Source organism: Desulfovibrio simplex, from assembly GCF_055387835.1.
The window spans coordinates 3,526,500-3,550,344 of sequence record NZ_AP042377.1 but is presented as its reverse complement, the minus strand read 5'-3'; the positions used below and the strand labels follow the sequence as shown (position 1 = coordinate 3,550,344).

At 58.9% G+C, this 23,845-nt stretch carries 18 protein-coding genes; 13 read left to right on the top strand and 5 right to left on the bottom strand.

Annotation, left to right across the window (positions count from 1 at the left end; all coding sequences use genetic code 11):
* Positions 1-5 precede the first annotated feature (5 nt).
* A complete protein-coding gene (locus ACZ5DH_RS14415; RefSeq protein WP_464254936.1) occupies positions 6-686 on the top strand; it encodes an ABC transporter ATP-binding protein in 681 nt (226 codons plus the stop codon).
* A 199-nt stretch (positions 687-885) separates the two neighbouring features.
* Entirely contained in the window at positions 886-1,425 is a 540-nt protein-coding gene (locus tag ACZ5DH_RS14410) for a hypothetical protein (protein WP_464254935.1), read from the top strand.
* 324 nt (positions 1,426-1,749) lie between these two features.
* On the opposite strand, the gene ACZ5DH_RS14405 is transcribed toward ACZ5DH_RS14410, so the two are convergent.
* Both ACZ5DH_RS14405 and ilvD read right to left on the bottom strand, forming a co-directional pair.
* On the bottom strand, positions 1,750-2,685 hold the full coding sequence (locus tag ACZ5DH_RS14405; protein ID WP_464254934.1) for an AEC family transporter: 936 nt from the start codon (positions 2,683-2,685) through the stop codon (positions 1,750-1,752).
* Between the two features lie 334 nt (positions 2,686-3,019).
* The gene (gene ilvD / locus ACZ5DH_RS14400; protein ID WP_464254933.1) at positions 3,020-4,702 is read right to left on the bottom strand and encodes a dihydroxy-acid dehydratase; all 1,683 of its coding nucleotides are present in this window, start codon (positions 4,700-4,702) and stop codon (positions 3,020-3,022) included.
* Positions 4,703-5,021: 319 nt separating this feature from the next.
* Between ilvD and ACZ5DH_RS14395 the strand changes: the two genes are divergently transcribed.
* Positions 5,022-6,572 carry a lipopolysaccharide biosynthesis protein gene (locus ACZ5DH_RS14395; RefSeq protein WP_464254932.1) on the top strand — a complete coding sequence of 517 codons (1,551 nt, stop codon included), beginning with the start codon at positions 5,022-5,024 and terminating at the stop codon, positions 6,570-6,572.
* Between the two features lie 1,526 nt (positions 6,573-8,098).
* On the opposite strand, the gene ACZ5DH_RS14390 is transcribed toward ACZ5DH_RS14395, so the two are convergent.
* The gene (locus ACZ5DH_RS14390; protein ID WP_464254931.1) at positions 8,099-10,456 is read right to left on the bottom strand and encodes a methyl-accepting chemotaxis protein; all 2,358 of its coding nucleotides are present in this window, start codon (positions 10,454-10,456) and stop codon (positions 8,099-8,101) included.
* A 351-nt stretch (positions 10,457-10,807) separates the two neighbouring features.
* On the opposite strand from ACZ5DH_RS14390, the gene ACZ5DH_RS14385 reads away from it, so the two are divergent.
* The 10 genes from ACZ5DH_RS14385 to ACZ5DH_RS14340 all read left to right on the top strand — a co-directional run bounded on the left by ACZ5DH_RS14385 (position 10,808) and on the right by ACZ5DH_RS14340 (position 21,082).
* A complete protein-coding gene (locus ACZ5DH_RS14385) occupies positions 10,808-11,092 on the top strand; it encodes a hypothetical protein (protein WP_464254930.1) in 285 nt (94 codons plus the stop codon).
* A gap of 859 nt (positions 11,093-11,951) precedes the next feature.
* Entirely contained in the window at positions 11,952-13,121 is a 1,170-nt protein-coding gene (locus ACZ5DH_RS14380) for an ABC transporter substrate-binding protein (RefSeq protein ID WP_464254929.1), read from the top strand.
* 180 nt (positions 13,122-13,301) lie between these two features.
* A complete protein-coding gene (locus ACZ5DH_RS14375) occupies positions 13,302-14,216 on the top strand; it encodes a branched-chain amino acid ABC transporter permease (protein WP_291303413.1) in 915 nt (304 codons plus the stop codon).
* A gap of 12 nt (positions 14,217-14,228) precedes the next feature.
* Complete coding sequence (locus tag ACZ5DH_RS14370) at positions 14,229-15,389, top strand: branched-chain amino acid ABC transporter permease (RefSeq protein ID WP_464254928.1); 1,161 nt, start codon at positions 14,229-14,231, stop codon at positions 15,387-15,389.
* 68 nt (positions 15,390-15,457) lie between these two features.
* Positions 15,458-16,228, top strand: coding sequence for an ABC transporter ATP-binding protein (locus ACZ5DH_RS14365; protein WP_464254927.1), 771 nt, complete (start codon positions 15,458-15,460; stop codon positions 16,226-16,228).
* Positions 16,229-16,237: 9 nt separating this feature from the next.
* Positions 16,238-16,960 (top strand): ABC transporter ATP-binding protein, encoded by a 723-nt coding sequence (locus ACZ5DH_RS14360; protein ID WP_464254926.1) that lies wholly within the window; start codon positions 16,238-16,240, stop codon positions 16,958-16,960.
* A 455-nt stretch (positions 16,961-17,415) separates the two neighbouring features.
* Entirely contained in the window at positions 17,416-17,820 is a 405-nt protein-coding gene (locus tag ACZ5DH_RS14355; protein WP_464254925.1) for a hypothetical protein, read from the top strand.
* Between the two features lie 328 nt (positions 17,821-18,148).
* Positions 18,149-18,574 carry an EF-hand domain-containing protein gene (locus tag ACZ5DH_RS14350; protein WP_464254924.1) on the top strand — a complete coding sequence of 142 codons (426 nt, stop codon included), beginning with the start codon at positions 18,149-18,151 and terminating at the stop codon, positions 18,572-18,574.
* Positions 18,575-18,752: 178 nt separating this feature from the next.
* Positions 18,753-20,840, top strand: a complete 2,088-nt coding sequence (locus ACZ5DH_RS14345) for a radical SAM protein (protein ID WP_464256566.1) — start codon at positions 18,753-18,755, stop codon at positions 20,838-20,840.
* A gap of 14 nt (positions 20,841-20,854) precedes the next feature.
* Positions 20,855-21,082 (top strand): SlyX family protein, encoded by a 228-nt coding sequence (locus ACZ5DH_RS14340; RefSeq protein ID WP_464254923.1) that lies wholly within the window; start codon positions 20,855-20,857, stop codon positions 21,080-21,082.
* Positions 21,083-21,831: 749 nt separating this feature from the next.
* Here ACZ5DH_RS14340 and ACZ5DH_RS14335 read toward each other — a convergent pair.
* Together ACZ5DH_RS14335 and qmoC are read right to left on the bottom strand one after the other, a co-directional pair.
* A complete protein-coding gene (locus ACZ5DH_RS14335) occupies positions 21,832-22,557 on the bottom strand; it encodes a hypothetical protein (RefSeq protein WP_464254922.1) in 726 nt (241 codons plus the stop codon).
* Positions 22,558-22,663: 106 nt separating this feature from the next.
* Positions 22,664-23,845 (bottom strand): quinone-interacting membrane-bound oxidoreductase complex subunit QmoC, encoded by a 1,182-nt coding sequence (gene qmoC / locus ACZ5DH_RS14330; RefSeq protein WP_464254921.1) that lies wholly within the window; start codon positions 23,843-23,845, stop codon positions 22,664-22,666.

The window sequence follows — 23,845 nt, the reverse complement described above, 5'->3', positions numbered from 1 at the left end:
TATATATGCTTGAAGCAATTGATATAGTTAAATCCTACCGGACGGGCGGTCAGTCCGCGCCCGTACTGCGCGGCGTAAACCTGCGCATTGAAGAAGGCGAGTTTATGGCAGTGACGGGACGCTCCGGATCCGGAAAATCCACCATGCTCAACGTGCTCTCCACCCTTACGGAGCCGGACAGCGGCCAGGTGCTGTTTCAGGGGGCCGACCTTGCCGCCATGCGCGAGCAGGAGCGCGACCGCCTGCGCAACAGCGCCTTTGCCATGATTTTTCAGGCCCACCACCTTATGCCCTACCTGTCGGTGCTGGAAAACGTCCTGCTGCCGGGGGCCCACGGCTTTCGCGGCATAAGCGCGCAGCAGCGCCAAAGGGCCGTAAGCTGCCTTGAACGCGTGGGCTTGGGGCACAAGAAAAACAGCCTGCCCTCCGAGCTTTCGGGTGGTGAACAGCAGCGTGTGGCCATTGCCCGGGGCCTCGCATCCGACCCGCGCATGCTTTTTGCCGATGAGCCCACGGGCAGCCTGGACATGGCCACAGGCGATTCCATCATGCAGCTTTTGCGTGAACTCAATGGTGAAGGGCTGACCATTGTCATGGTCACCCACAATCCCGACTATGCCGCGCTGGCCGGGCGTTGCGTCCAGATGCAGGAAGGCCGCGTGCTGCCAGACGGCAATCGAGGATAGCCAGCCAAGGAAAGTCATCGCCGGTTCAGCGGTCTCCTGAAATGGACGCACACGCTGGCAAACGTGCGCGCCTGCCCGCGTGCGGGGCATGCCCCACGCGCCCTCGCGGCAGCGGCAGACCCTGCGGCACGGTATTGCCTGTTGACAGACGCGCCCCTGTGAGTAATGGAAGAACGAGTCTTTCACCAAGGGAGTATCCATGAAGAAAGTTCTTGTTCTCTGTTGCCTGCTGCTGGGCCTGCCTGTGGCGGCTCAGGCCGCCAATGACAAAATCTCGCCCGATAGCTTTATCTGCGCCGAGCTTGTGACCATGCCCATGACGGACGGCGGCCAGCCGCCCATATTTGAAGCGCTTCAGATCGACGGCTACGTCAGCGCCGGCATGGGCGACACCGTGGCCCATCCCGACATTCTGGCCCCGCTGCTTACCGGAGTATACACCTACTGTCAGAGCCATCCTACCGACAAGGTTGCCGACATCTGGGCCAAGGCCCGCAAGGCCCAGGACATGCCCGAAGGCGATATCTGGCAGGCTGACAAAACCAAGTGCAGTGACTACAACGCCGACCCCGACAACGGCAGCGGTTTTGTGATCTGGCTGGACGGCTATAATCGTGGCAAGAACAAAACCACAGCCTCTGTGCTTGAAAGTGACGCCACCCTCAAGTCATTTCTGGACGCCTGCGTCAAGCAGCCGGACGCCCTTATGCTTGACGTGCTGGCCAAGAGCGCCAAGTAGTCCGCATAAAGAATTCTTTGCCGCTCAAAAAACGCGGCGCGCAGTCTGAAAAAACAGCCGTCTCTCTGGAGACGGCTGTTTTTTTACGCGCCTTACGCACGGCCTTGGAGCTTTTTACTCTATAGCAAATTAACTTTGAAATGCTTCACATCCCAAAGTTTTCTCCACGCCACGTTGTGGCGCGCTGCACTTTCGTGCAGTGTCAGAGCATTTACCCTTTTTCAAAGGTAGCATGCGCTAAAAATAAAGGTTTTAGGGGGGGGCGTGGGGGAGGAGACCCTTTTGCAAAAGGGTCCCTCTCCCACAAAGCATTTCAGAGGCAAATCACAAAATGGTCATGTACAGGGGCACCGTGAATATGCAGAGCAAGGTGGACATGGTCACGGCCTGCGCGCCGAACTCCGCATCGGTGTGGTAATAGGCGCTCAGAATGGCCGCCTGGGCCATTACCGGCAGCGATGCCTGCATGATGAAGACCTTGCCCATAAGCCCTGACACAGGGAAGAAGGTCAGCAGCGTGTACATGACCAGCGGGCCGAGCAGTACGCGGCCCGACAGGGTCAGGGCCATATCGCGTGTGATCGTGATGCCGCGCAGGCCCATGTCGTGCATGGTGATGCCGATGAATATGAGCGCCAGGGGCGTGGTCATGTTGCCGAGGTAGCGGGCCGCATCCTGAATGAAGAAGGGCAGCTCCACATTGCAGAGTATCAGCAGCACCCCTGTCAGAAAGCCCAGCAGGGGCGGCGAAAATATCTGCATAACGCGGGTGCGCAAGGGAATCACCCGAGCTTCGCCCTCAATGTCCCGCGTAATGGCGTATTGCCCCACTGTCCAGAAAAACACGGTGCTGGCGAAATAGTACAGCAGCACATAGGGCACGGCGCCTTCGCCGAACAGGGCCAGATTGACGGGAATACCCACAAAAATGGTATTGGAATTGGCCACACTGGCGCAGAAAAGGCCGAAATGCTGCCGCTTCACCCTGGCGATCTTGCCCAGGATGAAGGCCAACAGAAAGGTCAGCATCACCGAGGCCAGGGGCAGCAGCGCCCCCTGCATGAACTCCAGCAGGTCATCGCGGCGGAAGGCCTGCATGATGGTGGACATAAGATAGGGCGGCAGAGCCACATAGGTGATAAGCCGGGGCAGCAGAATACGGGTTTCAGGGCCAAACCATCCCTTGCCCGCCAGCACGTAGCCCACCATGCCCATAAGAATGAGGCCGAAAACGCCCCCCATTGCATGCAAAAAAGCCATGACGCTCTCCGTATAAGAACTTTCGCGGGCGGGCCATCCGCCCAACTCAAAACACCCCGGCAGATGTGCCGAGCCGTTTCAGGCCGTCCTCCGCGAGGTCTTCCAGGGGAGCGCGGTCATAAAACCCCACGGGCATGGCAGCCCGTGGGGTCAGCAACTATAGGGCTGCGGGCGCAGTGTCCGCGCGGGCCGTATTCGCCAGGGAACACAGTGCCTCGAGCGCGCCCTTTGCGCTCCGGCTCACAGCTGTGCTTTGACAGGCGGCATGCACCCCGCTGCCAGAAACAAAGCGAAAAGCGACGAGCCGGAACACAAAGAAATCCCCACAAAACCTTTATATATCCTGGTATCTCGCACCGTTGGCCGCAGAACTCACAAGATGGGCGTAGCGGCGCAGTACGGGATAAGGGCTGCGTTTTTCCACAGGCTTGTGACCGGCGCTGCGGCGTTCCAGTTCGGCGGCGTCAACCATGAGGTCCAGCTTGCGGTTGGGGATGTCAATGTGGATCATATCCCCTTCGTGCACCAGGCCGATAATGCCGCCGTCCGCCGCTTCGGGCGAAATGTGTCCGATGGCCGCGCCGTTGGTGCCGCCGGAGAAACGCCCGTCCGTCAGCAGGGCCACGTCCTTGCCAAGGCCCATGCCCGTGATGGCCGCTGTGGGCGAAAGCATTTCACGCATGCCGGGGCCGCCGCGCGGGCCTTCGTAGCGGATGACAACGCCGTCGCCGGGTTTGATCTTGCCGTCAAGAATGGCCTTCATGGCGTCTTCTTCAGACTCGAACACCCGTGCGCGCACGTCGCGGCACATCATCTCCGGCGCAACGGCGGACTGCTTGACCACCGCGCCGCCGGGGGCGAGGCTGCCCCGCAGGATGGCAATGCCGCCCTGCTTGGAATACGGATTGTCCACACTGTGGATGACATCGCTGTCCAGCACGCGGGCGTTCATGTCGCGCAGGTTTTCGCCCACGGTCTTGCCGGTGACCGTCATGCAGTCTTTATTGATAAGGTTCAGCTTGTCCAGTTCCGTCATGACAGCGGGGATGCCGCCCGCATTGTCGAGGTCCACCATGTAATGCTTGCCCGCCGGGGAAAGCTTGCACAGGTTGGGGCTCTTGCGGCTTACCTCGTCAAAAATTTCCAGCCCAAGGTCAAGCCCGGCCTCGCCGAACACGGCGGGCAGGTGCAGCACCGTGTTGGTGGAGCAGCCAAGGGCCATGTCCACGGCCACGGCGTTGGCCACGGCCTTGGGGGTAACGATGTCTCTGGGGCATATGGCGCGCTCAAGCAGATCCATAACGCGCATGCCCGCCGTTTTGGCCAGACGGATGCGCGCGCCGCTCACGGCGGGGATGGTGCCGTTGCCGGGCAGGGCCACGCCGATGGTTTCGGCCATGCAGTTCATCGAGTTGGCCGTGAACATGCCCGCACATGCTCCGCAGCCGGGACAGGCGCGCTCGGCCATGTATTCCAGTTCCTCTTCGGTGATTGCGCCGCTGCGCACCTTGCCCACGGCCTCAAACACGGTGATGAGGTCGCCGCGCTGGTTCGGGCCGATGTTGCCGGGCAGCATGGGACCGCCGGAAACCATGATGGAGGGAATGTTCAGACGCATCATGGCCATGAGCATGCCGGGCACGCACTTGTCGCAGTTGGGTATGAACACGAGGGCGTCGAAAGCGTGTCCACGGGCCATGATTTCGATGGAGTCCGCAATAAATTCGCGTGAGGGCAGCGAAAAACGCATGCCTTCGTGGTTCATGGCCAGGCCGTCGCACACGGCAATGGCAGGAAACTGCAAGGGCGTGCCGCCAGCCATGCGTACACCGGCCTTGACCGCGTCCGCCAGAGCATTTAGGTGCAGGTGCCCCGGTACCACTTCACTGGCAGCATTGACCACGCCAACCAGCGGGCGGTCCATTTCCTCTCTGGTCAGACCCAGAGCATAAAGCAGGGAACGGTGGGGGGCTTTTTCAAGGCCGGATTTCATCTTTTTACTGCGGCTCTCATCCATGACGGCATCCTTACGTTGTGATAACAAACTCTCCCGCCGCCACACTCGGCGTGCGGGCAACGGTCAAGTCATACGGCAAAAGATTACGCTCGTAAACAATATCGCTTCCTGCCGGCCCGCCGGGGCGCAGGCCCCAGGCTGGGCAGATCGCTTTAAAAAACAACTATTCCCCGAGGATACGGCATCCTCGTTGCTGCGCGTAACAGCGCAGGCAGACGCACTTACACCTTCATGGCGAACGCCTGCCCACGGCCCATTTTTTTACAACAGAGGGCTGCCCGCTATTGAGCGCCATAAGGAAGTGGGGTAGTTTCCGGGCATGCAAAGCTCCACCCCGACGCTGGCGCGCCGCTACATCTTCAAGCTTCTGGCAAACATCGCCACTGTACCCGTCTATCTGGTCATGGAGGCGATTCTTCCGCGCGCCCTGGGACCGCACATGTACGGCAACTACAGCTTTGCCACCAACCTTTTCCAGCAGCTTACCGGCTTTCTGGATATGGGCACCTCCACCTGCTTTTACAACGCCCTGTCCCGCCGGCAGAACGAAACCGGTCTTGTGGGATTCTACGCCCGTGTGACCGCGCTGGTATTCGGCATCATCCTGCTGGCGGCGCTGGCCCTGCAAGCCCCCATACTCGGTGACCTGCTCATGCCGGACGTGCCCCTGTGGCTGGCCCCCCTGGCGGCGTTATGGGCCTTTCTTACCTGGTGGGGGCGGGTGCTGCGCTCAATGAACGACGCAGTGGGAGCCACTGTGGCCTCGGAAATGGTACGCACGGTGGTTTCGCTTTTTATGGTGGCCCTGCTGGGCCTTATGTTCTGGCAGGACTGGCTGAACATACACACCCTTTTTGCGCAGCAGTACCTTATGCTGGGGCTTATGGCCCTTGGCTACTGGCTGGTGACGCGCCGCCACTGGCGCAGCCGCGAGGTGGCCCTGGCGTTCAGCCTGCCTGAAGGACAGAGCAAGGCGTACCGCCGAGAATTTTTCAATTACAGCCATCCGCTTTTTGTACAGGCCCTGCTTTCTTTCCTGCTGCTCACCGCCGAACGCTGGCTGTTGCAATGGTTTGACGGCAGCGTGCAGCAGGGCTTTTTTGCCCTGTCGCAAAAAGTCAGCATGGCCTGTTTTCTTTTTGTCTCGGCCATGACGCCGCTGATCATGCGCGAGCTTTCCATCGCCTGGGGGCACAATGACCGCGAGGCCATGGGGCGGCTGCTCACGCGCTTCGCCCCCCTGCTCTATGTGGTGGCGGCCTATTTTTCCTGTTTCACGCTGGTGGAAGGCTCCGCCCTGGTGGACTTTTTTGGCGGGGCGGAATTTGCCGCAGCCACACTGCCCGTGCAGATCATGGCTCTTTACCCGCTGCATCAGGCTTACGGCCAACTGGCCGGATCGGTCTTTCACGCCACGGGACGCACGCGCGTACTGCGCAACATGGCGGCCCTTGAGTGTGTTTACGGCTTCACCACCGCATGGTTTCTGCTGGCCCCGCCGGAATATCTGGGCCTGAACCTGGGAGCCGTCGGCCTTGCCATCAAAACTGTGGCCGTGCAGATCATCACGGTCAACGTCTATCTGTGGCTGGCTTCGCGCTTTCTGCCCCTGAGTTTCTGGCGCAATTTCGCCCACCAGATATGGAGCCTCGCAGTGCTGCTCACCCTGGCATGGCTCTGCCGTGAAGGAACCATCATGGTCGGTCTGGGCGACCTCAACACTATTTCCCGCTTTCTTATCTCCGGCGTGCTGTACAGCGTCGGGGCCGGGATGGTCTGCGTGGCCATGCCCGCCCTGCTGGGACTTTCACGGCAGGATGTGCGGGAGCTTCTGACCCGCTTCAGAAAGTCCCGTCAAAAGACCGGGTAGAGGGTTGCGCTGCTGATGTTTTTTGCGTTGCGCGCGGCAAGGCGCGATAACTCGCGTGGCAGATACTCCAGGCAAAGTTGAAAACAAGCCTGTCCTTTAGAGCAAGTTTCTGTGCCCTGCGGGCACGGTGTTTTTTCATTTATTTAGTTTGGGCCGCCTGCGCGGCGAGGCGAGGGCAAGCGCGACGGGCGTTCCGAAGAAAACAAATCCGGGCCTGTCCTTTGAAAGATGGATTCTGTGCCCTGCGGGCACGGCGGATTTTCATTTATTTAGTTTGGGCCGCCTGCGCGGCGCGCGGCAAGGCGGGGCCGGTTATGGGGCTGCGCCCCCTTCTCGGCCCCCCTTGCATCCCCCCCGAAGCACCCCCTGTCCTACCCTGACCAACAAATACCTTTTTTCGGGGGCGGCTACGCACGAACCTCGCCGACGTGTCGGCTTCGGTTCTTTATGACGCCGCCCCCGGCACCAATCCGATCCCTGCCTGAGAAACGGCACAAAATTGAATGCGTTGCCTGCGTGAAAATTCTTTTGGATTGAGCCACGCCAAGCCCGACGTCATGTTTTGGACGCAATGCAAAGGACAGATACACAGCTCAAATCCTCTACCTCAGCGGGCATACGTCCATTCCCGAGACTCCATACAGTCAACCCGACGCCCCCCCGGCCTCCCATTCAGCGTGAAGGCGCACGCTGGCATTGCGCGGCGCGCAGGGAGATCACCGAGCGAAGCGAGGAAGCTCCCGGAACAGCAGCCGCGCGGCCCTCGCGGAATGGCAGAAACGAGAAAGCCCCAGCGGGGTCGTCCGGGGGGAGTGCAGAGGGGGTCTCGCCAAAATGATTGTGTCTGGCAGCCCCTAACAGGCCCCCTCTGCCGCCCGCCGCGCAGGCGGCCAAAACCCAATAGAAGAAAGGCTCCCGTGCCCGCAGGGCACAAAACTCGCCTCTCAAAGGACAGGCTTGATTTTTATTCTCTTGAAACACCCGCTCCGCAAACTCTCCGCCACAATATGCTTTTCCCCAACAATGAACCGCCATTTCTGGGACTCCATACAGTCAACCCGATACGCCCCCCGGCCTCTCATTCAGCGCGAAGGCGCACGCTGGCATTGCGCGGCGCGCAGGGAGATCGCCGAGCGAAGCGAGGAAGCTCCCGGAGCAGCAGCCGCGCAGCCCGCGCGGAATCACGGAAACGGGAAAGCCCCAGCGGGGTCGTCCGGGGGGAGTGCAGAGGGGGCCTCGGAGGGGCGGCAGCCCCTAACAGGCCCCCTCTGCCGCCCGCCGCGCAGGCGGCCAAAACCCAATAAAAGAAAGGCTCCCGTGCCCGCAGGGCACAAAACTCGCCTCTCAAAGGACAGGCTTGATTTTTATTCTCACCGGCGTACCTGCCGTACAAACTCTTCCACCTCACAGGCCGCCCAACGCTTTGAAATAGCTTCCCCCTGAACGCAAACGGACCGCTTTTTAACGCAAAAGGCCCCGCCGAACGGCGGGGCCTTTTGCGTTGTTCAGTCTAAACTATACGAGCCTTATCCATTCGCGCTCAGGCTCGTGATGAGCCTTTCCAGTTCATTCGCCTGTCTGGACAGGTCCGCAATGGCGGTACTGCACTGCGCCATGCCCTGATCCGTGGCATCGGCGATACTGCTGATGGAGATGATGGCCTTATTGATTTCTTCTGACGTGGCAGACTGCTGTTCAGCCGCAGCGGCAATGGAATGCACCTGATCTCCAGCTGTTTCCACCATGCGCACCACCTGGGCAATGGCCTCGCCAGAGCGCTGCGCCAGACTGGTGGCCTCGGCCACGCGCTGCACTGCCGATTCCATCTGGTTTACGGCGTCCTTGGTGCCATCCTGTATGCCGCCAACGGCGTGGTGCACTTCCGTTGTGGCCTGAGCGGTTTTTTCGGCCAGCTTGCGCACCTCGTCGGCCACAACGGCAAAGCCCCGGCCGGCCTCGCCCGCGCGGGCGGCTTCAATGGCGGCGTTAAGGGCCAGAAGATTCGTCTGGTCGGCAATGTCGGAAATAACGCCCATAATGGCCCCAATGCCCCGTGCCTGCTCGCCGAGCTTGTCCATTATGCTGGTCAGCCGTGAGGCTTCAGCGTGGATGGATTGCACCGCTGCCGTTACCTCGGCCACCATGTGCGCGCCATTCTGCGCTTCGACCTTGGCAGCGTCCGCGCTTTGCGAAGTGGCGGCGGCGTTCTGCGCCACCTCCATAATGGTGGCGTTCATCTCTTCCACAGCCGTGGCGGTCTGGGCCACGCGGGAGCTTTGCTCACGCGCCCCCTGACTTGAGTGCCCGATCTGGTCTGAAAGCTGTTTCGAGGCGTTGGCCATATGCTCAACCACCTGCGAAGCCTCATGGGCCGCCTGGGCAATGGCTGCGTTCTGGGCTTCAATACGGCTCTTCTGGGTGTATATCTCCGTCAGATCATTCCAGAAGGCTATGGAGCCAAGAAGCGTGCCGTCAAGGTTGTAAAAAGGCGTGGACCGCGCGGCTATGCGCAGTTGGCGGCCCGAAACCGTGGTATAGTCGAATTCCACCGAAAGGGCCTTACGCTCCCTGATGGCCTGGTCGGACAAAGTCTCGTGTGTCGCGTCATTCTGGAAAAACAGGCCGGAACGCTGCCCGACATAGGACTCACGCGGGCCGGTTTTTTCAAGCAGCTGGCATATTTCATCATTGACCCAGATCATGTTGAAATCCGGCCCCACAATGCCGCAGGGCGTGGGGATGCCGTCCAGCACGCCCTGCGAAAAGCCAAGGCGCTTCTTGAGTTCTTCCACCATACTGTGCAGGTACCCGGCAAACGTGGCCATTTCGGCCCTGAACTGACCGTGCATGGCAGCCTTGAGGTCCCCCGCCGCCACTCTGGCGGTAAAGTCCGACAAGGCGCGCAGGGGGCTGAACACCAGACGCTGATTGATAAAAGTCAGCAGCCCGGCCAGAAGCACGATGGCCACAAGGCCCACGCCGCACAGCACCATCCGCTGGGTCAGGGCGGGGGCCGCCAGTTCTGCGTCATAGGCGCTCATGCACACGAGCCAGCCCGTGGCCGGAATGGACGCCACGGTCATAAATTTCTTCTCGCCTTCCCAGGGGTATTCGATAATGCCCTTCTGGGCCTTCAAGGCTTTCTGGATAAAGTCCTGTCCGGAAAGGTCGGTCAGCAGCAGCTTTTTACTGGCGCTGTGGGCGATAATGCGCCCCGTCGTATCCAGTGCGAAGCCGTAGCCCCGCTGCCCAAGCCGGATGGGGTCGATGGTTTTGGCTGTAAAATCGCTCCAACGCGGGCACACGGCCACGGCTCCCATCAAGGTGCCATTGGCGGCGTATACCGCCTTGGCAACAACGTATACGAGCATACCCGCATCCGTGGTGGCCGGCATGACACTGCCGCTGAAGGCCAGACTTTTGCCGCTGAAAATGGCCTTGCTGTAGTCGCGGTCAAAACGGTCGCCGCCCGTCATGTCCTTGAGGTCGGCGTTAAGCCCGGCCACAATGCGGCCCCTGACATCAAAAATAAAGAAGGACCAGTACGCCGGAAAGGCTTTTACGTACGTGTGCAAAAGCTGCTGCACGTCCTGCGCCGCAAGGGTCGAACCGTCAAGCGCGTCGCGGACGGCTTCCTGCCCGGCCAGGGATGAGGCCACGCCGGCGGACTGCTCAATATAGTTCTGGGCGGACTGGGCCACGATCATGGCCGTCTGGTCCAGAGCCTCGCTCTGCACTCCAGACACCATCCGGTAAGACGATGAGGATACATAGGCGATCAGAACCGCTATGATGACAAAAATGGATGCCGTTAAAGAAACCGTGCAAATGGTATTTATGCGAAGCTGCCGCATGGTGCGCCCCCCGACGCTAAAGTGAATCATAATCTCGCATGTATGCCAAGCTGGCAGCATTGACAACTGCTTTTCTTTTGTAAAAAGGCCGCCGACCGTGGTTCCCCCGAGCAGCATATGCTCTTGAGGTCCGAAAATAAGAAATCGGCGCCCCCACTCCGGTTGCGCCAACCCGAGTGTATTTTTGATCATGGACCCGATATGGACTTAATCGTTAAAGAGCGAAAAAACATTAGCTCTTGTTGCAATTCTTCCCACACGGCGTTCAGCCCCTGACCGCCAGTTTTTTATATGGCATTAACCACAGTTTCGTGATTATATGGGGTGGCGTGCAAAGACGTTCCAAGGGTAACGTATGACGACATAAATTAAGGAGGGGGCATGAATACGCATGTAACGTGGGGGCTGGTGGGTTTTGGCATCGCCCTGCTTTTTGTGTGGGTATACCAAATACTCAAGCGACGCAATTTCAAATTTTTTTGGTACCATCCGCTCTTTACGGGCCTGTTTCTGCTCTTTCTTCTTTATCTGCTTGAGCGCATGTTTGCCGACCTGTCAGACTTTGAAGTGCAGGAGAGCTGGAACATGCTGACCTATCTGGGAATTCCGCTGGCCGCAGCAGCCATTTTCTTTCTGTTCCAGGGTTTCAGGTCCAGAAAAAAATAGCGCGCGTCTGCAAAGGCGTCATTTTTCATTGCCGGACACGCCGGCATAACCGCTGGAAGCGCAGGGTCACCACCCTGCTCTTCTTTTTTTCGGCATAACACTTGCAAAACTCTTTCTGGCAAGGCATCCACCGCAACGCAGCCTTCTTTGAACAGACGCTACTGGCCCAGCTGTAAACCGCCCATCCCCCAGGCTTCAGACAACCCGCCGTCCCATAAGGAGATGTAAGAACCATGCCGGCGCAACATCCCCCCGTTCTTCAGGCCTGCCCCGCCTAGACCTTTGGCACAGGTGGGGAGAAAATATTTTGCGCCCTAAAATCAACTTTTTTGTAGAAACAGCATTACACACCTAATCATATAAATTATAATAACTTTATGCTGGAATTATTGAGATACATTTTTTTAGCAGCAAAATTTTCGACATTAATGTAAATATTTTTTACCCACTTTCAAAGTCTGTATAAATGTAAACACTTAATGATTTTAGCTGGTTGTATGCTCATACAGCCAAAAATTGGTGCTGTTTCTTCACTCAAAGTATACTTTACTTATCATGATTTTTTTATCTAATAAAATAAGCGTATTATACATATTTGTTTGTTATTTCACAATCTTCGCCCTTATGTCCGCAAAAGCACGCTCGACTCCTTTGGGTCAACCCCTCCCGAAATTCACCACTTTTCTACAATATAGTAAAAACTAAACAAGGCAAACTACAGTTCCGTAGGTTAATTTTCGGCTCTCCGAATATTTATTGCATGAATACAGTCGATTACAATAATGGAACCATTTTTGCTTATATGCTTTCCATGGGTCGAGATTTTTCAATCCCGCACGTAAACCATTGGGAGGCTTTCATGAAATTGTTCAAGTTGGCGACTGCTTGTGCTCTCACACTCTTTATGGGGCAGGCGGCCCTTGCGGCGGAACAGCCCATCAAGATAGGCTTCCCCATTCCCCTTACCGGCGAGATCCCCAAGGTAGGCGAAGGCTCAAAATTTGCGGCCGAAATGTTGAAGGAAGAAATCAACGCCAAGGGCGGCCTCAAGGTGGGCGATAAATACTATCCCCTCGAATTTATCTATGAAGATAACGAGTCCAAGCCCGAATCTGCGGTCAACGTCACCCTCAAGCTGATTGAGCGCGACAAGGTTCACGCCATCGTGGGCCCGCAGTCTTCACGTCAGGCCGTTCCCGCTGGTGGCGTGGCCAATGACGAAGAAGTACCGCTGATCACTCCCTGGTCCACCAACCCCGACGCCACCAACGGACGCCCCTGGGTGTTCCGCGGCGCATTTCTTGACCCCTTCCAGGCTCCTGTGGCGGTGGACTTTGCCAGCAAGCAGTTCAAGGCCAAGAAGGCCGCTGTGCTCTTTGAAGTGTCCAACGACTACTCCAAGGGCCTGGCCGACAACTTCAAGGCAGCTTTTGAAAAAGTGCACGGCAAGGGCTCCGTGGTCGCCATGGAATCCCACGGCCCCAAGGATCAGGACTTTTCAGCCCAGCTGACCAAGATTATCGCGGCCAAACCCGACTTTATCTTTGTGCCTGAAAACTACAGCTTTGCGGCGCTTATCGTGCCCCAGGCGCGTGACCTCGGCTACAAGGGCCCCTTCATGGGTTCCGACGCCTGGGGTTCCGCCGAACTGTTCAATCTTTGCGGCAAGGACTGCGTTGGCCAGTATTTCTCCACCCACTACACGGCTGAAGGCGCAACGGGCAAGACAAAGGAATTCATCGACAAGTACAAGGCCAAGTACGGCTATGTGCCCGACGACGTTGCCGCCCTTACCTGGGACTCCATCAACATCGTGCTCAAGGCCATTCAGAACGGCGGCAAGGTCGACCCCGACCTCAAGAAGCAGCGCAAGGTCATCCGCGACAATATGGCCTCTCTTGAAAACTTCGACGGCATCACCGGCAGCATGAAGTTCGACGCTAACCACGACCCCATCAAATGCGCCGTCATCGTGCGCGTTACAGATAGTGGCAGCTTCGCCTTCGTTGAATCCGTCTGCCCGAAATAGCCAAACCTGCTGACAAGCCTGGGATGGCAGGCCGTGTGCACCCGCGGGGGGCGGGTGCACACGGCGCACACTGCCCGAGGGTTTATTCGGCACACGCCGCGCATATGGGCCAAGGCCCATCCCCTCTGTGCGACCTGAGCCGAAACAAGCCCCAACTGCTGATACCGAATCGGGTGCCCTATGGACTTTTTTTTGCAGCAAATGCTCAACGCACTGCAATGGGGAAGTTTCTACGCTCTTATAGCCTTGGGTTACACCCTGGTTTACGGCGTTCTTCGGCTCATCAACTTTGCCCATGGCGATATTTTCATGGTGGGCGCATACATCGCATTTTTTGTCTCAACCTGGCTCATTTCCGGTGATGGGCTCGGCCTGCCGCAGCAAGCCGTGCTCTGGCTCACCATTCCCCTGACCATGATTCTTACGGCCTTTGTGGGCGTAACCATCGAGCGCGTGGCCTACCGGCCTCTGCGCCGCAAGGGCGCGCACCGCCTGTACGTGGTCATCACAGCCCTCATGTGCGGTCTTATTCTTGAAAACGGCAACCTTGCCCTTTTGGGCGCCACCAAACGCAAACTTCCCGAGCTGGTTGACAAGGCCGTCTATTCCATCGGCCCCCTGGTTATCACCAACCTGAAGCTCTGGGTCATTGCGGCGGCCATTCTTGTTTTCATCGCCTTGCAGACCATCGTCACGCGCACCAAGGTGGGCATGGCCATGCGCGCCGTGTCATGGGACCGCTTCGCCCTGCCCCTTATGGGCATACCCCTGGACAGCGTCATTGTGGTCACCTTTATTCTCGGCTCAGGCATCGCCGGGCTGGGGGGCATGCTCTTTGCCATGTGCTATCCCACTCTTGAACCCTACATGGGGGCCATGATCGGCTGGAAAGCCTTTATCGCCGCAGTGGTGGGCGGCATTGGCGACATACGTGGAGCATTTGTGGGCGGCTTTTTGCTGGCGTTTGTGGAGATTATGGTGGTGGCTTTTCTGCCTTCAACCTATATGGACCTGTTCTCCTTCACCATCCTGCTGCTCATTCTGTGGATGCGGCCCACAGGCATTTTCGGAACCCCCCAAACGACCAAAATCTAGCCGGAGTCTGAGATGCTCACCATTGTGCAAATAGTACTTGCGATCCTCGCCCTGCTCTGCTTCGGTTATGCCATAAAACGGGTCGTCAGCCAGAAAAAGGTCGATTGCCTGCTGTTCCTGATCCTCGGCGTGGCGCTCATCTGTGCCGAGCACTTCGCGTGGCTGGACGGCTACTGGCTCTCTGTTCTCAAATTTATGGGCATCAACATCGTCTTTGCCTCCAGTCTCAACCTGGTCAACGGCTACATGGGTGAGTTTTCCTGTGGTCACGCGGGCTTCATGTGCGTTGGAGCCTACGTGGGCGGCCTCATTTCCATCATCCTGTTTACGCAGAACAAACTGCTCGGAGCTCCGCTGCTGCCGCCCGAGATGGCTCCGCTGCTCTTTCCCCTGATCGTTTTGGTGGCGGGCTGCGCGGCGGCCATATTCGGCCTGCTGGTGGCCCTGCCCTCGTTCAAGACCCGTGACGACTACCTGGCCATCATCACCATCGCGGCCAACTACATCATCATCGCCGTAATCATCAACATCGATGTTGTGGGCGGCCCGCGCGGCCTTTCGGGCATGCGCGCCACGGTGCGCGCCATGGAGCGCGTGGCCGACGTGCCCTGGATGATGATCTGGGTCGTGCTGCTTGTCATGGTGTCCGTCATGATGCTCTTCAGGCTGGTTAACAGCACCCTGGGCAAGGGCATACCCGCCGTCTGTCAGAACGAGGTCGCCGCGGAAATCATGAGCGTCAACACCAAGAAGGTCAAACTCGTGGCATTCATGGTTTCTGCGGGCATCGCGGGCATGGCGGGCGCGGTATACGCCCACATGTTCAGCTCCATTTACGCCAACAGTTTCGGCATCATGAAGTCCACGGAAGCCATGGTTATGGTCTATCTGGGCGGCATGGGCTCGCTTTCCGGCTCCGTGATGGCGGCCATCCTCTTTACCCTGCTCATCGAGGTGCTGCGCTTCGCGCTGCCCGCCCTGAGCGATCTCATGCACACCCTGCCCTTTGTGCCCGACAGCTTCATGATCAGCCAGGAATGGAAGTGGGTGCTTATTCCCCTTATCCTCATCCTGCTCATGCAGTTCCGTCCCGAAGGGCTTTTGGGCAACCGCGAACTTACCCAGGTCTTTCCCCGGCTGAAAAGACTGCTCACCACCGCCCGTGTGGAATAACCGGCGGCGGCAAATCATGGTTGTACGGACAAAATCCTTGATGACCGACAACATACTGGGGGCAAACCTTGGCACTGCTTGAAATGAACGACGTGACGCAACGCTTCGGCGGACTTATAGCGCTGTCATGCTTCAACATACAAATTGAGGAAAACAGCCTGACCGGCCTTATCGGGCCCAACGGCGCTGGCAAAACTACCGTGTTCAACCTGGCTTCGGGCTTTTACCACGCCAGTGAGGGCGACATTACCTTTGACGGCTACAAGTACAACTCCAAACTTGAGCCACATGAGGTCACAAATCTGGGAATGGCCCGCACCTTCCAGAACATCCGCCTGTGGAGCGACATGACGGTTCTGGACAATATCTGCGTGTCGCAATACAGCCGCCTTGGCTATGGCCTGCTGGACGCGTGGTTCAATACGGGCCGCTACGGCCGCGAAGAAAAGCGCGTAAAAAACAAGGCCGCCCACATCCTTGAAGTGATGGAACTCAGCGACGTGGCGGAGGAGATGCCCAAGAACCTGCCCTATGGCCTGCAACGCCGTGTGGAACTGGCCCGCGCCCTTTCCACAGACCCCAAGCTTCTCTTGCTGGACGAACCGGCGGCCGGGCTCAATTCCTCGGACGTTGACGGTCTGATCAAGCACATCGGCTGGATTTACGACCAGTTCAAAATCGCCATCTGGATGATCGAACACCAGATGAAGGTGGTCATGTCGCTTTGTCAGCACATCACCGTGATGGAGTTCGGGCAGATTATCGCCAGCGGCACGCCACAGGAAATTCAAAACAACCCGGATGTCATCAAGGCATATCTGGGCGACGAAAACGTGTAAGGGGGCGACATGCTGCTGGAAGTTGAAAATCTCTACGCGGGATACGGCAAAATTGAAGCCCTGCACGGCATCTCCTTTCATGTGAACGAAGGCGAAATTGTCACGCTCATCGGGGCCAACGGCGCGGGCAAGTCCACTACGCTCAAGGCAGTCATGCGGCTTACGCCGCCGGAATCGCCCACGGTGTTCGGTGGCGACATCCGCTTCAAGGGCAAATCCATCCTCAAGACCGAGGCGCACAACGTGGTGGCCCATCTGAAAATGGACCTTGTGCCCGAAGGCAGGCACATTTTCGGCAACCTCACCGTGCATGAAAACCTCAAGCTCGCCACATGGACACGCAAGGGCCACGGTATTGAAAAGGACATGGACAGGGTTTTTGACCTGTTCCCCCGCCTTCAGGAACGCATGCACCAGCGCAGCGACACCCTCTCCGGCGGCGAACAGCAGATGCTGGCCGTTGGCCGGGCGCTCATGACGGACTGTTCCGTCATTCTTCTGGACGAACCCTCCATGGGGCTTTCGCCCCTGCTCATGTATGACATGTTCCGCACTTTCAAAAAGCTCAACAGCGAAGGGCTCACTGTTGTCGTTGTGGAGCAGAACGCCCGCCTGGCTCTTCAGGTGGCGGACCGGGGGTATGTGCTGGACACGGGAGCCATCGTAGCCCAGGGCACGGCGGCGGAACTTGCCGACACCCCCGAGATAAAGGCGGCCTATCTGGGCGCGTAACAGCAGGCACAACTGCCGGACACCGTCTTACCTTTCACGGAATCCCGGCAATAACAGCCAAGCGGAGCCAGCATCCCTCCGCCCCGACAAGAAGCCATGGCTTCCTATACAGGGGCGGAACAAAGGGGTATGCTGGCTCTGCTGCATTTGTGCATTAGCGCATGTTGCCTTTGAAAAATTACATGCTCTAACGCTGCACGGTGGTGCAGCGCGCCGCAATATGGCATAGATTCTGCCGAGCTTCAGCCGTTGCGACGCAAGAAGCTACGGATAAAGACAGCATTGGTTATCCGTAAGCGGCAAAGAACCGCTAACGGCTACCACAAATCACATTTTTCGGCAGAATGACAATATTGAAACGTGAGGCATTTCAAAAACAGGCTGATTTAAGCTGACATTTCTTTGCCCCCAAACGCCCACCGTGCCACGCCAATGGCAACGCATGCGGAGGAAGCATGAATCAAGAACACGCCCTCAATCCGGCACTGACCCAGCTTACCCACTGGTTGCGCCAACGCCATGATCAGGTGATGCAGGCCGAGGCAAAAGCCCTGCAATACCTTGACGCGGGAGACGCTCCCAGCCACAATGCCTGCATGCGCCAGAAGGCCGAACTGCTGTCCACCATGGCTGAAGACGCCAAGCCCATGCTTGAATTTCTGCCCGGCGAGCTGCGTTTCAATCTGGCCATGGCTCTTGAAAAGTTTTCCTCCAGCGCCCGCATGGCCCTGCGGCTCAGTTCCATCTTCTACATGGGCGCCCTGCTTTACCCGGACGACCACAAAAAAGGCGAGCCAGACAACCTGATTCTGTGCATTGAACGTATTGAAAAACAGGGCGAAGACTTCCAGCACGACTAGAGCAGTCAACGAATGAAATGAGTTAACTGCTCTGCAAGGATTTTCAGGAAAATCCTTGCCACGAAATGCGAGCAGGCAGGCTTTTGCCTGCCGTACGCGAGCATTTCAAGTGTTAAACGCTCCAGGTGTTCGCGGCTTGCACCGCTCCGTGACGCGCTGGCACGAACACCTGCCACGCGGATGGCAAAACAGCGGACGGGCAGAACTCTTGTCAAAGGTCTTTGTGAACTTATTTCAAATTTGCAAGCCGCCCGCAAGGCGGCGCAACCAGCATACAGCACCGCCCGGCATGGGGCCGCGCGGCTTCAGAACATCCAAGGAGTACCGCATGACGCGCACCCTAGATTTGCCCGACATTTCGGCAATACTGAAAATATCTCTGCTTCCCCTTCTGGCGGCCCTCATTCTTATGGCGTCTCCTGTCCACGCCATGCCCGGCATGGGCAGCGGCGAGGGCAGCGGCATGGGCGACAAATTCAGCCAGATGGATACCAATAAAGATGGCAAGGTCAGCCGTGAAGAGTTCAAGGCGCTCTTTCCCAACATGAGAGAAGAAGCCTTTGTGGCCATAGACAAGGACGGCGACGGCTTCATTTCCGTTGACGAATGGAATGCCTTCATGAAGGAGCATTCCTCCGGCATGCGTCCCAATACTATGAACAACGGCCCCATGCCCACTGTTCCCGGCAACCCGATGATGCCAAATCCGGGCAGCGCGGAGCTGCCGCTGGTCACGCCGCCCAATGGCAACTAGGCGCTCTGGACCGGCCTTTTCCGAGCCCCGGCATTTCACTGCGAATGCCGGGGCCGCTTCTGTTTCCGGGTCTCATCCTGGGTCTCAGTCCAGGTCGCAGCCCCGATCAAAGTCCGTGCCTCAGCCTGATGCCCAGTCCGGACCGTTGCCCGCCAAGGAACAGCCCCTCTTCGTGCCCATGAGCGCGGCTGAAATGCACGCGCTCGGCTGGGACAGCCTGGACGTGCTCTTCATCACCGGCGACGCCTATGTGGACCACCCCTCCTTCGGCAGCGTTCTGCTGGCCCGCTGGCTGATCCACCACGGCTTCCGCGCGGGCATTGTGGCTCAGCCGCGATGGGAAACTCCCGATGACCTGCTTGTCATGGGCAGACCCCGCCTCTTCGCTGGCGTCAGCGCAGGCGCTCTGGATTCCCTGTTGGCCCACTACACGGCCTTTCGCAAAAAGCGCCACGACGACGCCTACACCCCTGGCGGCAAAGCGGGTGCGCGCCCCAACAGGGCCTGTCTGGTATACGCGAACCTGGCCCGCCGGGCCTTTCCCGGTCTGCCCCTGGTGCTTGGCGGCATCGAGGGCAGCCTGCGGCGCGTGAGCCATTACGACTTCTGGACAGACGCTCTGCGCAAGCCCATTCTTATGGACGCCAAGGCCGACCTGCTCATCTGGGGCATGGGCGAACGCGCCACCCTGGAGTGCGCTCAGCGTCTGGACGCCGGAGAAGACTTGCGCGGCATACCCGGCACGGCGTGGCTGGACAAACTTGAACAGCTCCCCGATGGCCCGCTCCCGGCCAACCTGCCACCGGAAATGGCCCAGGCCCCCCGCGTGCCCCTGCCCGCTCACGAAGAAATTTTGGCTGACCCCGTGCAACTGCTGACCATGACGCAGGAACTGGAGCGCCAGGTGCACAGGCTGGACGCCTGGGCCTTTCAGCCCGTTGGCGACCGCGCCGTGGTCCTGGCCCGACCGGCTCCGCCCCTGACCACGCAGGAAATGGACGCCCTGTACGAAATCCCCTTCACCCGGCGGCCTCACCCAAGCTACAGGGAAGCCATCCCGGCGGCGGAAATGATGCGTACCAGCATTACCAGCCATCGCGGCTGCGGCGGCGGTTGCTCTTTCTGCTCCCTGGCCCTGCATCAGGGTCGCCGCATCAGCTCCCGATCCGAGTCTTCCGTACTGGACGAAGCCCGCAGGCTTGGTCAGGAAAACATGGCCCGTGGCAAAGGGCCGGTGGCCATTTCAGACGTGGGCGGCCCCACGGCCAACATGTGGCAGGGCTATTGCGCCCTTGATCGGGCGGAAGCCGCCAGCGAAGACCATATGCCCTCCGCTGAAATCTCCACGGATCAAAGCCCCAAGCAACACAGCGCTGCCCACGCCCCGGCAGACGCGCCCGCCAGGAGTCGCTGCCGTCGGGCAAGCTGCTGTTATCCTACGGTATGCAAGTTTTTCACAACGCCGCAAAACAGGCATGTGGGCCTGCTGCGCAAGGTCGCGGCCCTGCCCGAAGTCAAGCAGGCCCGCGTTGCCAGCGGCGTTCGCGCCGACCTGGCCCTGCGTGACGCCGCCGCCCTGGCGGCCTATACGGGCGAGTTCACGGGCGGGCAACTCAAGGTCGCGCCCGAGCACTGCGCCACCGGCGTGCTCTCGCTCATGCGCAAGCCGCCCCTGGAAGTTTTTGAAGCCTTTCTGGCCAGCTTTGTGCGCCAGAGCAAGGCAGCGGGACGCGAACAGTACGTTGTTCCCTACCTGATGAGCGGCTTCCCGGGCTGTACGGACGACGACATGCGCACCCTCGCCAACTGGCTGCGCCAGCGCAACTGGAATCCACGCCAGACCCAGTGCTTTATCCCCACGCCCGGAACCATCGCCACAGCCATGTTTTACTGCGGCAAAAACGAGGCCGGGGAAGACATCTACGTGGCCCGAACCGACGCGCAGCGCCTGCGGCAGCACGGTCTGCTCATGCCAGGCAGAAAACCGGGCGACGAGGACAACAACCGCCCGCGACGCGGCAACGAGAGTCATGCTCCCCGCAAAGATGACGCCAAAGCCCGTCGCCACACGCCTGACGGCAGGCAGGATCGTGATGCCAGGCCCGATGCCCGACGTGACGCACGGCCCGATGCCCGACGTGACGCGGACGCGGCCCGGGGCAGGCCCCCGGAAAGAACGGGCCAGAAGCCCGACAGGCAGGGGAACCGTCAGAAAGAACACGGGGCGGACAGGCGCAGGCTTCCAGCACCCGGACGCCGCGCCTGACAGCAGGAGGATATATGTCGCAACAAATCGAAGATCGCCTTACCCGTCTGGAAGAACTGACTTTTTTTCAGGAAGAACGCATCGAGAAACTCGACGCGGCCCTTATGGCCCAGCAAAGCCAGCTGGACGCCCTGGAGCAGGAACTGGCCAGCGCCCGCACTGTCATTCGCGCCCTGCGCGACAAGCTGGCCGAGCAGCCGGAAAACGGCCTGCCGCCGCACTTTATGCCCGAACGCTGGTAATATCGTATCGGGACAGGGTGGGTGAAATACTTTGTGGGGGAGGGACCCTTTTGTAAAAGGGTCCCTCCCCCACACCCCCTCCCTCTAGAGCAGATTAACTTTGAAAATATACATTTTCAAAGTTTGAGGCACGCTCACTTCGGCGTTTAACAGCGCAAATAAATTGCGCTTACGCCTCCGTGGCGGGCGTCTGCTCCCGCATCCGCCAGAGCAATTTCATTATGAAATTGCTCTAAAACTTTTATTTGTAGGTGAGTCAACGCTGGAAGATGGCCAGGTCTGAAGCGATTTTCAGTGGTCGCGTCTTCCAGAGTCACGCGATTTCAAAGACAGTCGACTCCACAGAACGAGGCCCGCACTTCGTAAGAAGTGCGGGCGACCATTTTGATGACACCTGCGCGTTTAATCGCTTGGTACGCCGCCACCGGCGGCAAAACCGCCGGGCGGAAAGGCACGAAAACAGCTCACACACGGCGCGGCAAGGTCGCGACCTGTTCGCAGTTTTCTGCACTGATGCCTGCGGCAACAGCGAGAGGCCCGCACTTCGCAGAAGTGCGGGCCTCTTGGCACAAAAAGCTGGCTTAGTGCTGCGACAGCCTCCGTCAGGTCAGGGAGCGTGCAGCAACAGGAAGAGCCATGATAAAAGTTTTAGGGGGTGGGGGCGTGGGGGAGGAGACCCTTTTACAAAAGGGTCCCTCCCCCACAGAACACTTCACCCCGCAGAACTCTTCACCCCAAAAAGCTCTGTTCTAGAAGCCGAAGCCGTCAGAACTCGCGCCGGAAGCTCCGAAGCCGAAATCATCGGGCACGGCGTTTTCTTCAATGGCTTCAGCAGCGGCTTCGTCGCCGGAGGCGGTCAGGGCCGCGCCAGCGCCGCCGGCCATGACCATGCCCTTGAGACCGTCTTTGATGGCGTCTTTGATATTCATGAGCAGGTCGTCATGGTTGACGGCGATCTTGCCCTGGTATTCGGCTGTCTGGCGGCGCAGTCCGCCAATATCGGCGTTCAGGGTCTTGATCTTGGCTTCCAGTTCGTCAACCTTCTTGGACAGGGCTTCGGCGCGGGCTTCCGTGGGCTCAAGGACGCGTACGCGTTCTTCGAGAGCCGTGGCTGCGGAAGTCTGGGCGACCATGCTGTCATAGACTTCACCCAGGAAGTCCAGCACCTTGTCCACCATGGCCTTGGTGTGACCGTCCATGGCGGGGAGGGAAACATTGTCGCCAAGCAGGCTTCTGCCGTTGCTCACAAAGGCGTCCCAGGACTGGCCTTCTTTCCATTCCAGTTCCAGAAACTTGGGGAAGCAACGGGCCAGCCAGGTGGCGGCGAAGGGGCCCACAGCCTTGGCGCAGGTGTCACAGACAACAGTGCGCCCGGCCACAAAACCGGCGATTTCCTTTACGTCCACGCCATCCTTGCCCACCACCAGGGCAAGCACGGACTCCACAGGAAAAACTTTGCGAGATGTATCGGACATGGCGGCCTCCTCCTCGGAGATCGTATTTTTATTCATGAAAACTCTGTTCCAACAGTCCAAACTTTGCCGTCGCCCCCGGCGAAACCACCGGGGGAGACGCGCCAGACTAGCTTCTGCCGTACATGCGGGCGTACAGCAGCGCCACTGTGCGGTATAAAATATGCCCGAGCTTGGACCAGGGCAGATAGGCGAAAAGCATCCACACAAACACCAGGTGCAGGTAATACACGACGAAGGCAGGCACAATGGCGTCCGCCAGGCGGAAGCCCTGAGCCATCACGCCCGTGAGCGCGATTACCCATATGATGCCCAGCAGGTACCAGTCGTACCAGCTGGAGCCCTGGAACTTGGGATTCAGACGCAGACGGCGAACCGTCAGCAGGCCCAGGCCCAGCAGCAGCATGAACGCGCCGATGTTGGCCAGAATCTTCACCGGGAAGGTCAGCGGCATGGGCGTTTCAATCTTGATGAGCGGAATGACCTTGCCGCCCCAGTGGCCCAAAGCCACCACAGCCGTCACAAAGGCCAGGATGGCGAAGCTCCACACCAGAAGGAAGTGGCCGTTTTTGCGGCTGGGCGTTTCCCTGCCGGTGACGGGGCCGTCTTCGCAATCGTCGAACTTGCGGTGGGTGATGATTTCGTCCCACAGAACGTCCCACAGATGCCAGACCCAGCATTTGGTTTTGCCGATAACGGTCATCGAGCCTTCAGGCTTGAATTGCGCCCACAGTTTCATGGCTCCCCGCGCCAGTATGAACAGCGCGGTGAAGAAGGTCAGCATGAAGATGGGGTCAATGGTGTAATCGCCATAGAATACCTGGCCGAAGACGATACGGCCGTCGGCGGCGCGGGGGAACCACTGGCCGCCGTTGAAACCGGCGCGGATCCACCACACCACAAGCCAGAGCACCGCGGGGATGCCGAAGAGAATGGGCAGGCCTGAGGGCTTGCTCATCCACTTGCCCACGATGGAGGGCTCGGTCAGATCTTTATAGATGACGTTGCGTGCCGCGCCCATGAGGTCGGCAGGCTTGGCGCCGCGCGGGCACAAGTCGGAGCAGTTGCCGCAGTTGTGGCAAAGCCACAGGTCGATGTCGCAGCGCAGCTTGTCCTTGAGGCCCCAGGAGGCCCACACCATTTCTTTGCGCGGATAGGGCGCGTTGGCAGGAGCCAGGGGGCAGGCCACGGAACACGTGGCGCACTGGTAGCACTTCTTGAGGGACTCGCCCCCCGCCTCTTCCAGCGCCCTGGCGAACTCCAGGTCAGGTTTGATTGTAATTTGTGCCAT

Bases quoted from the DNA above. Each gene is read 5' to 3' on its own strand.
- ACZ5DH_RS14415 (WP_464254936.1), top strand. From the start codon at position 6: ATGCTTGAAGCAATTGATATAGTTAAATCCTACCGGACGGGCGGTCAG.
- ACZ5DH_RS14410 (WP_464254935.1), top strand. From the start codon at position 886: ATGAAGAAAGTTCTTGTTCTCTGTTGCCTGCTGCTGGGCCTGCCTGTG.
- ACZ5DH_RS14405 (WP_464254934.1), bottom strand. From the start codon at position 2,685: ATGGCTTTTTTGCATGCAATGGGGGGCGTTTTCGGCCTCATTCTTATG.
- ilvD (WP_464254933.1), bottom strand. From the start codon at position 4,702: ATGGATGAGAGCCGCAGTAAAAAGATGAAATCCGGCCTTGAAAAAGCC.
- ACZ5DH_RS14395 (WP_464254932.1), top strand. From the start codon at position 5,022: ATGCAAAGCTCCACCCCGACGCTGGCGCGCCGCTACATCTTCAAGCTT.
- ACZ5DH_RS14390 (WP_464254931.1), bottom strand. From the start codon at position 10,456: ATGATTCACTTTAGCGTCGGGGGGCGCACCATGCGGCAGCTTCGCATA.
- ACZ5DH_RS14385 (WP_464254930.1), top strand. From the start codon at position 10,808: ATGAATACGCATGTAACGTGGGGGCTGGTGGGTTTTGGCATCGCCCTG.
- ACZ5DH_RS14380 (WP_464254929.1), top strand. From the start codon at position 11,952: ATGAAATTGTTCAAGTTGGCGACTGCTTGTGCTCTCACACTCTTTATG.
- ACZ5DH_RS14375 (WP_291303413.1), top strand. From the start codon at position 13,302: ATGGACTTTTTTTTGCAGCAAATGCTCAACGCACTGCAATGGGGAAGT.
- ACZ5DH_RS14370 (WP_464254928.1), top strand. From the start codon at position 14,229: ATGCTCACCATTGTGCAAATAGTACTTGCGATCCTCGCCCTGCTCTGC.
- ACZ5DH_RS14360 (WP_464254926.1), top strand. From the start codon at position 16,238: ATGCTGCTGGAAGTTGAAAATCTCTACGCGGGATACGGCAAAATTGAA.
- ACZ5DH_RS14355 (WP_464254925.1), top strand. From the start codon at position 17,416: ATGAATCAAGAACACGCCCTCAATCCGGCACTGACCCAGCTTACCCAC.
- ACZ5DH_RS14350 (WP_464254924.1), top strand. From the start codon at position 18,149: ATGACGCGCACCCTAGATTTGCCCGACATTTCGGCAATACTGAAAATA.
- ACZ5DH_RS14345 (WP_464256566.1), top strand. From the start codon at position 18,753: ATGAGCGCGGCTGAAATGCACGCGCTCGGCTGGGACAGCCTGGACGTG.
- ACZ5DH_RS14340 (WP_464254923.1), top strand. From the start codon at position 20,855: ATGTCGCAACAAATCGAAGATCGCCTTACCCGTCTGGAAGAACTGACT.
- ACZ5DH_RS14335 (WP_464254922.1), bottom strand. From the start codon at position 22,557: ATGTCCGATACATCTCGCAAAGTTTTTCCTGTGGAGTCCGTGCTTGCC.
- qmoC (WP_464254921.1), bottom strand. From the start codon at position 23,845: ATGGCACAAATTACAATCAAACCTGACCTGGAGTTCGCCAGGGCGCTG.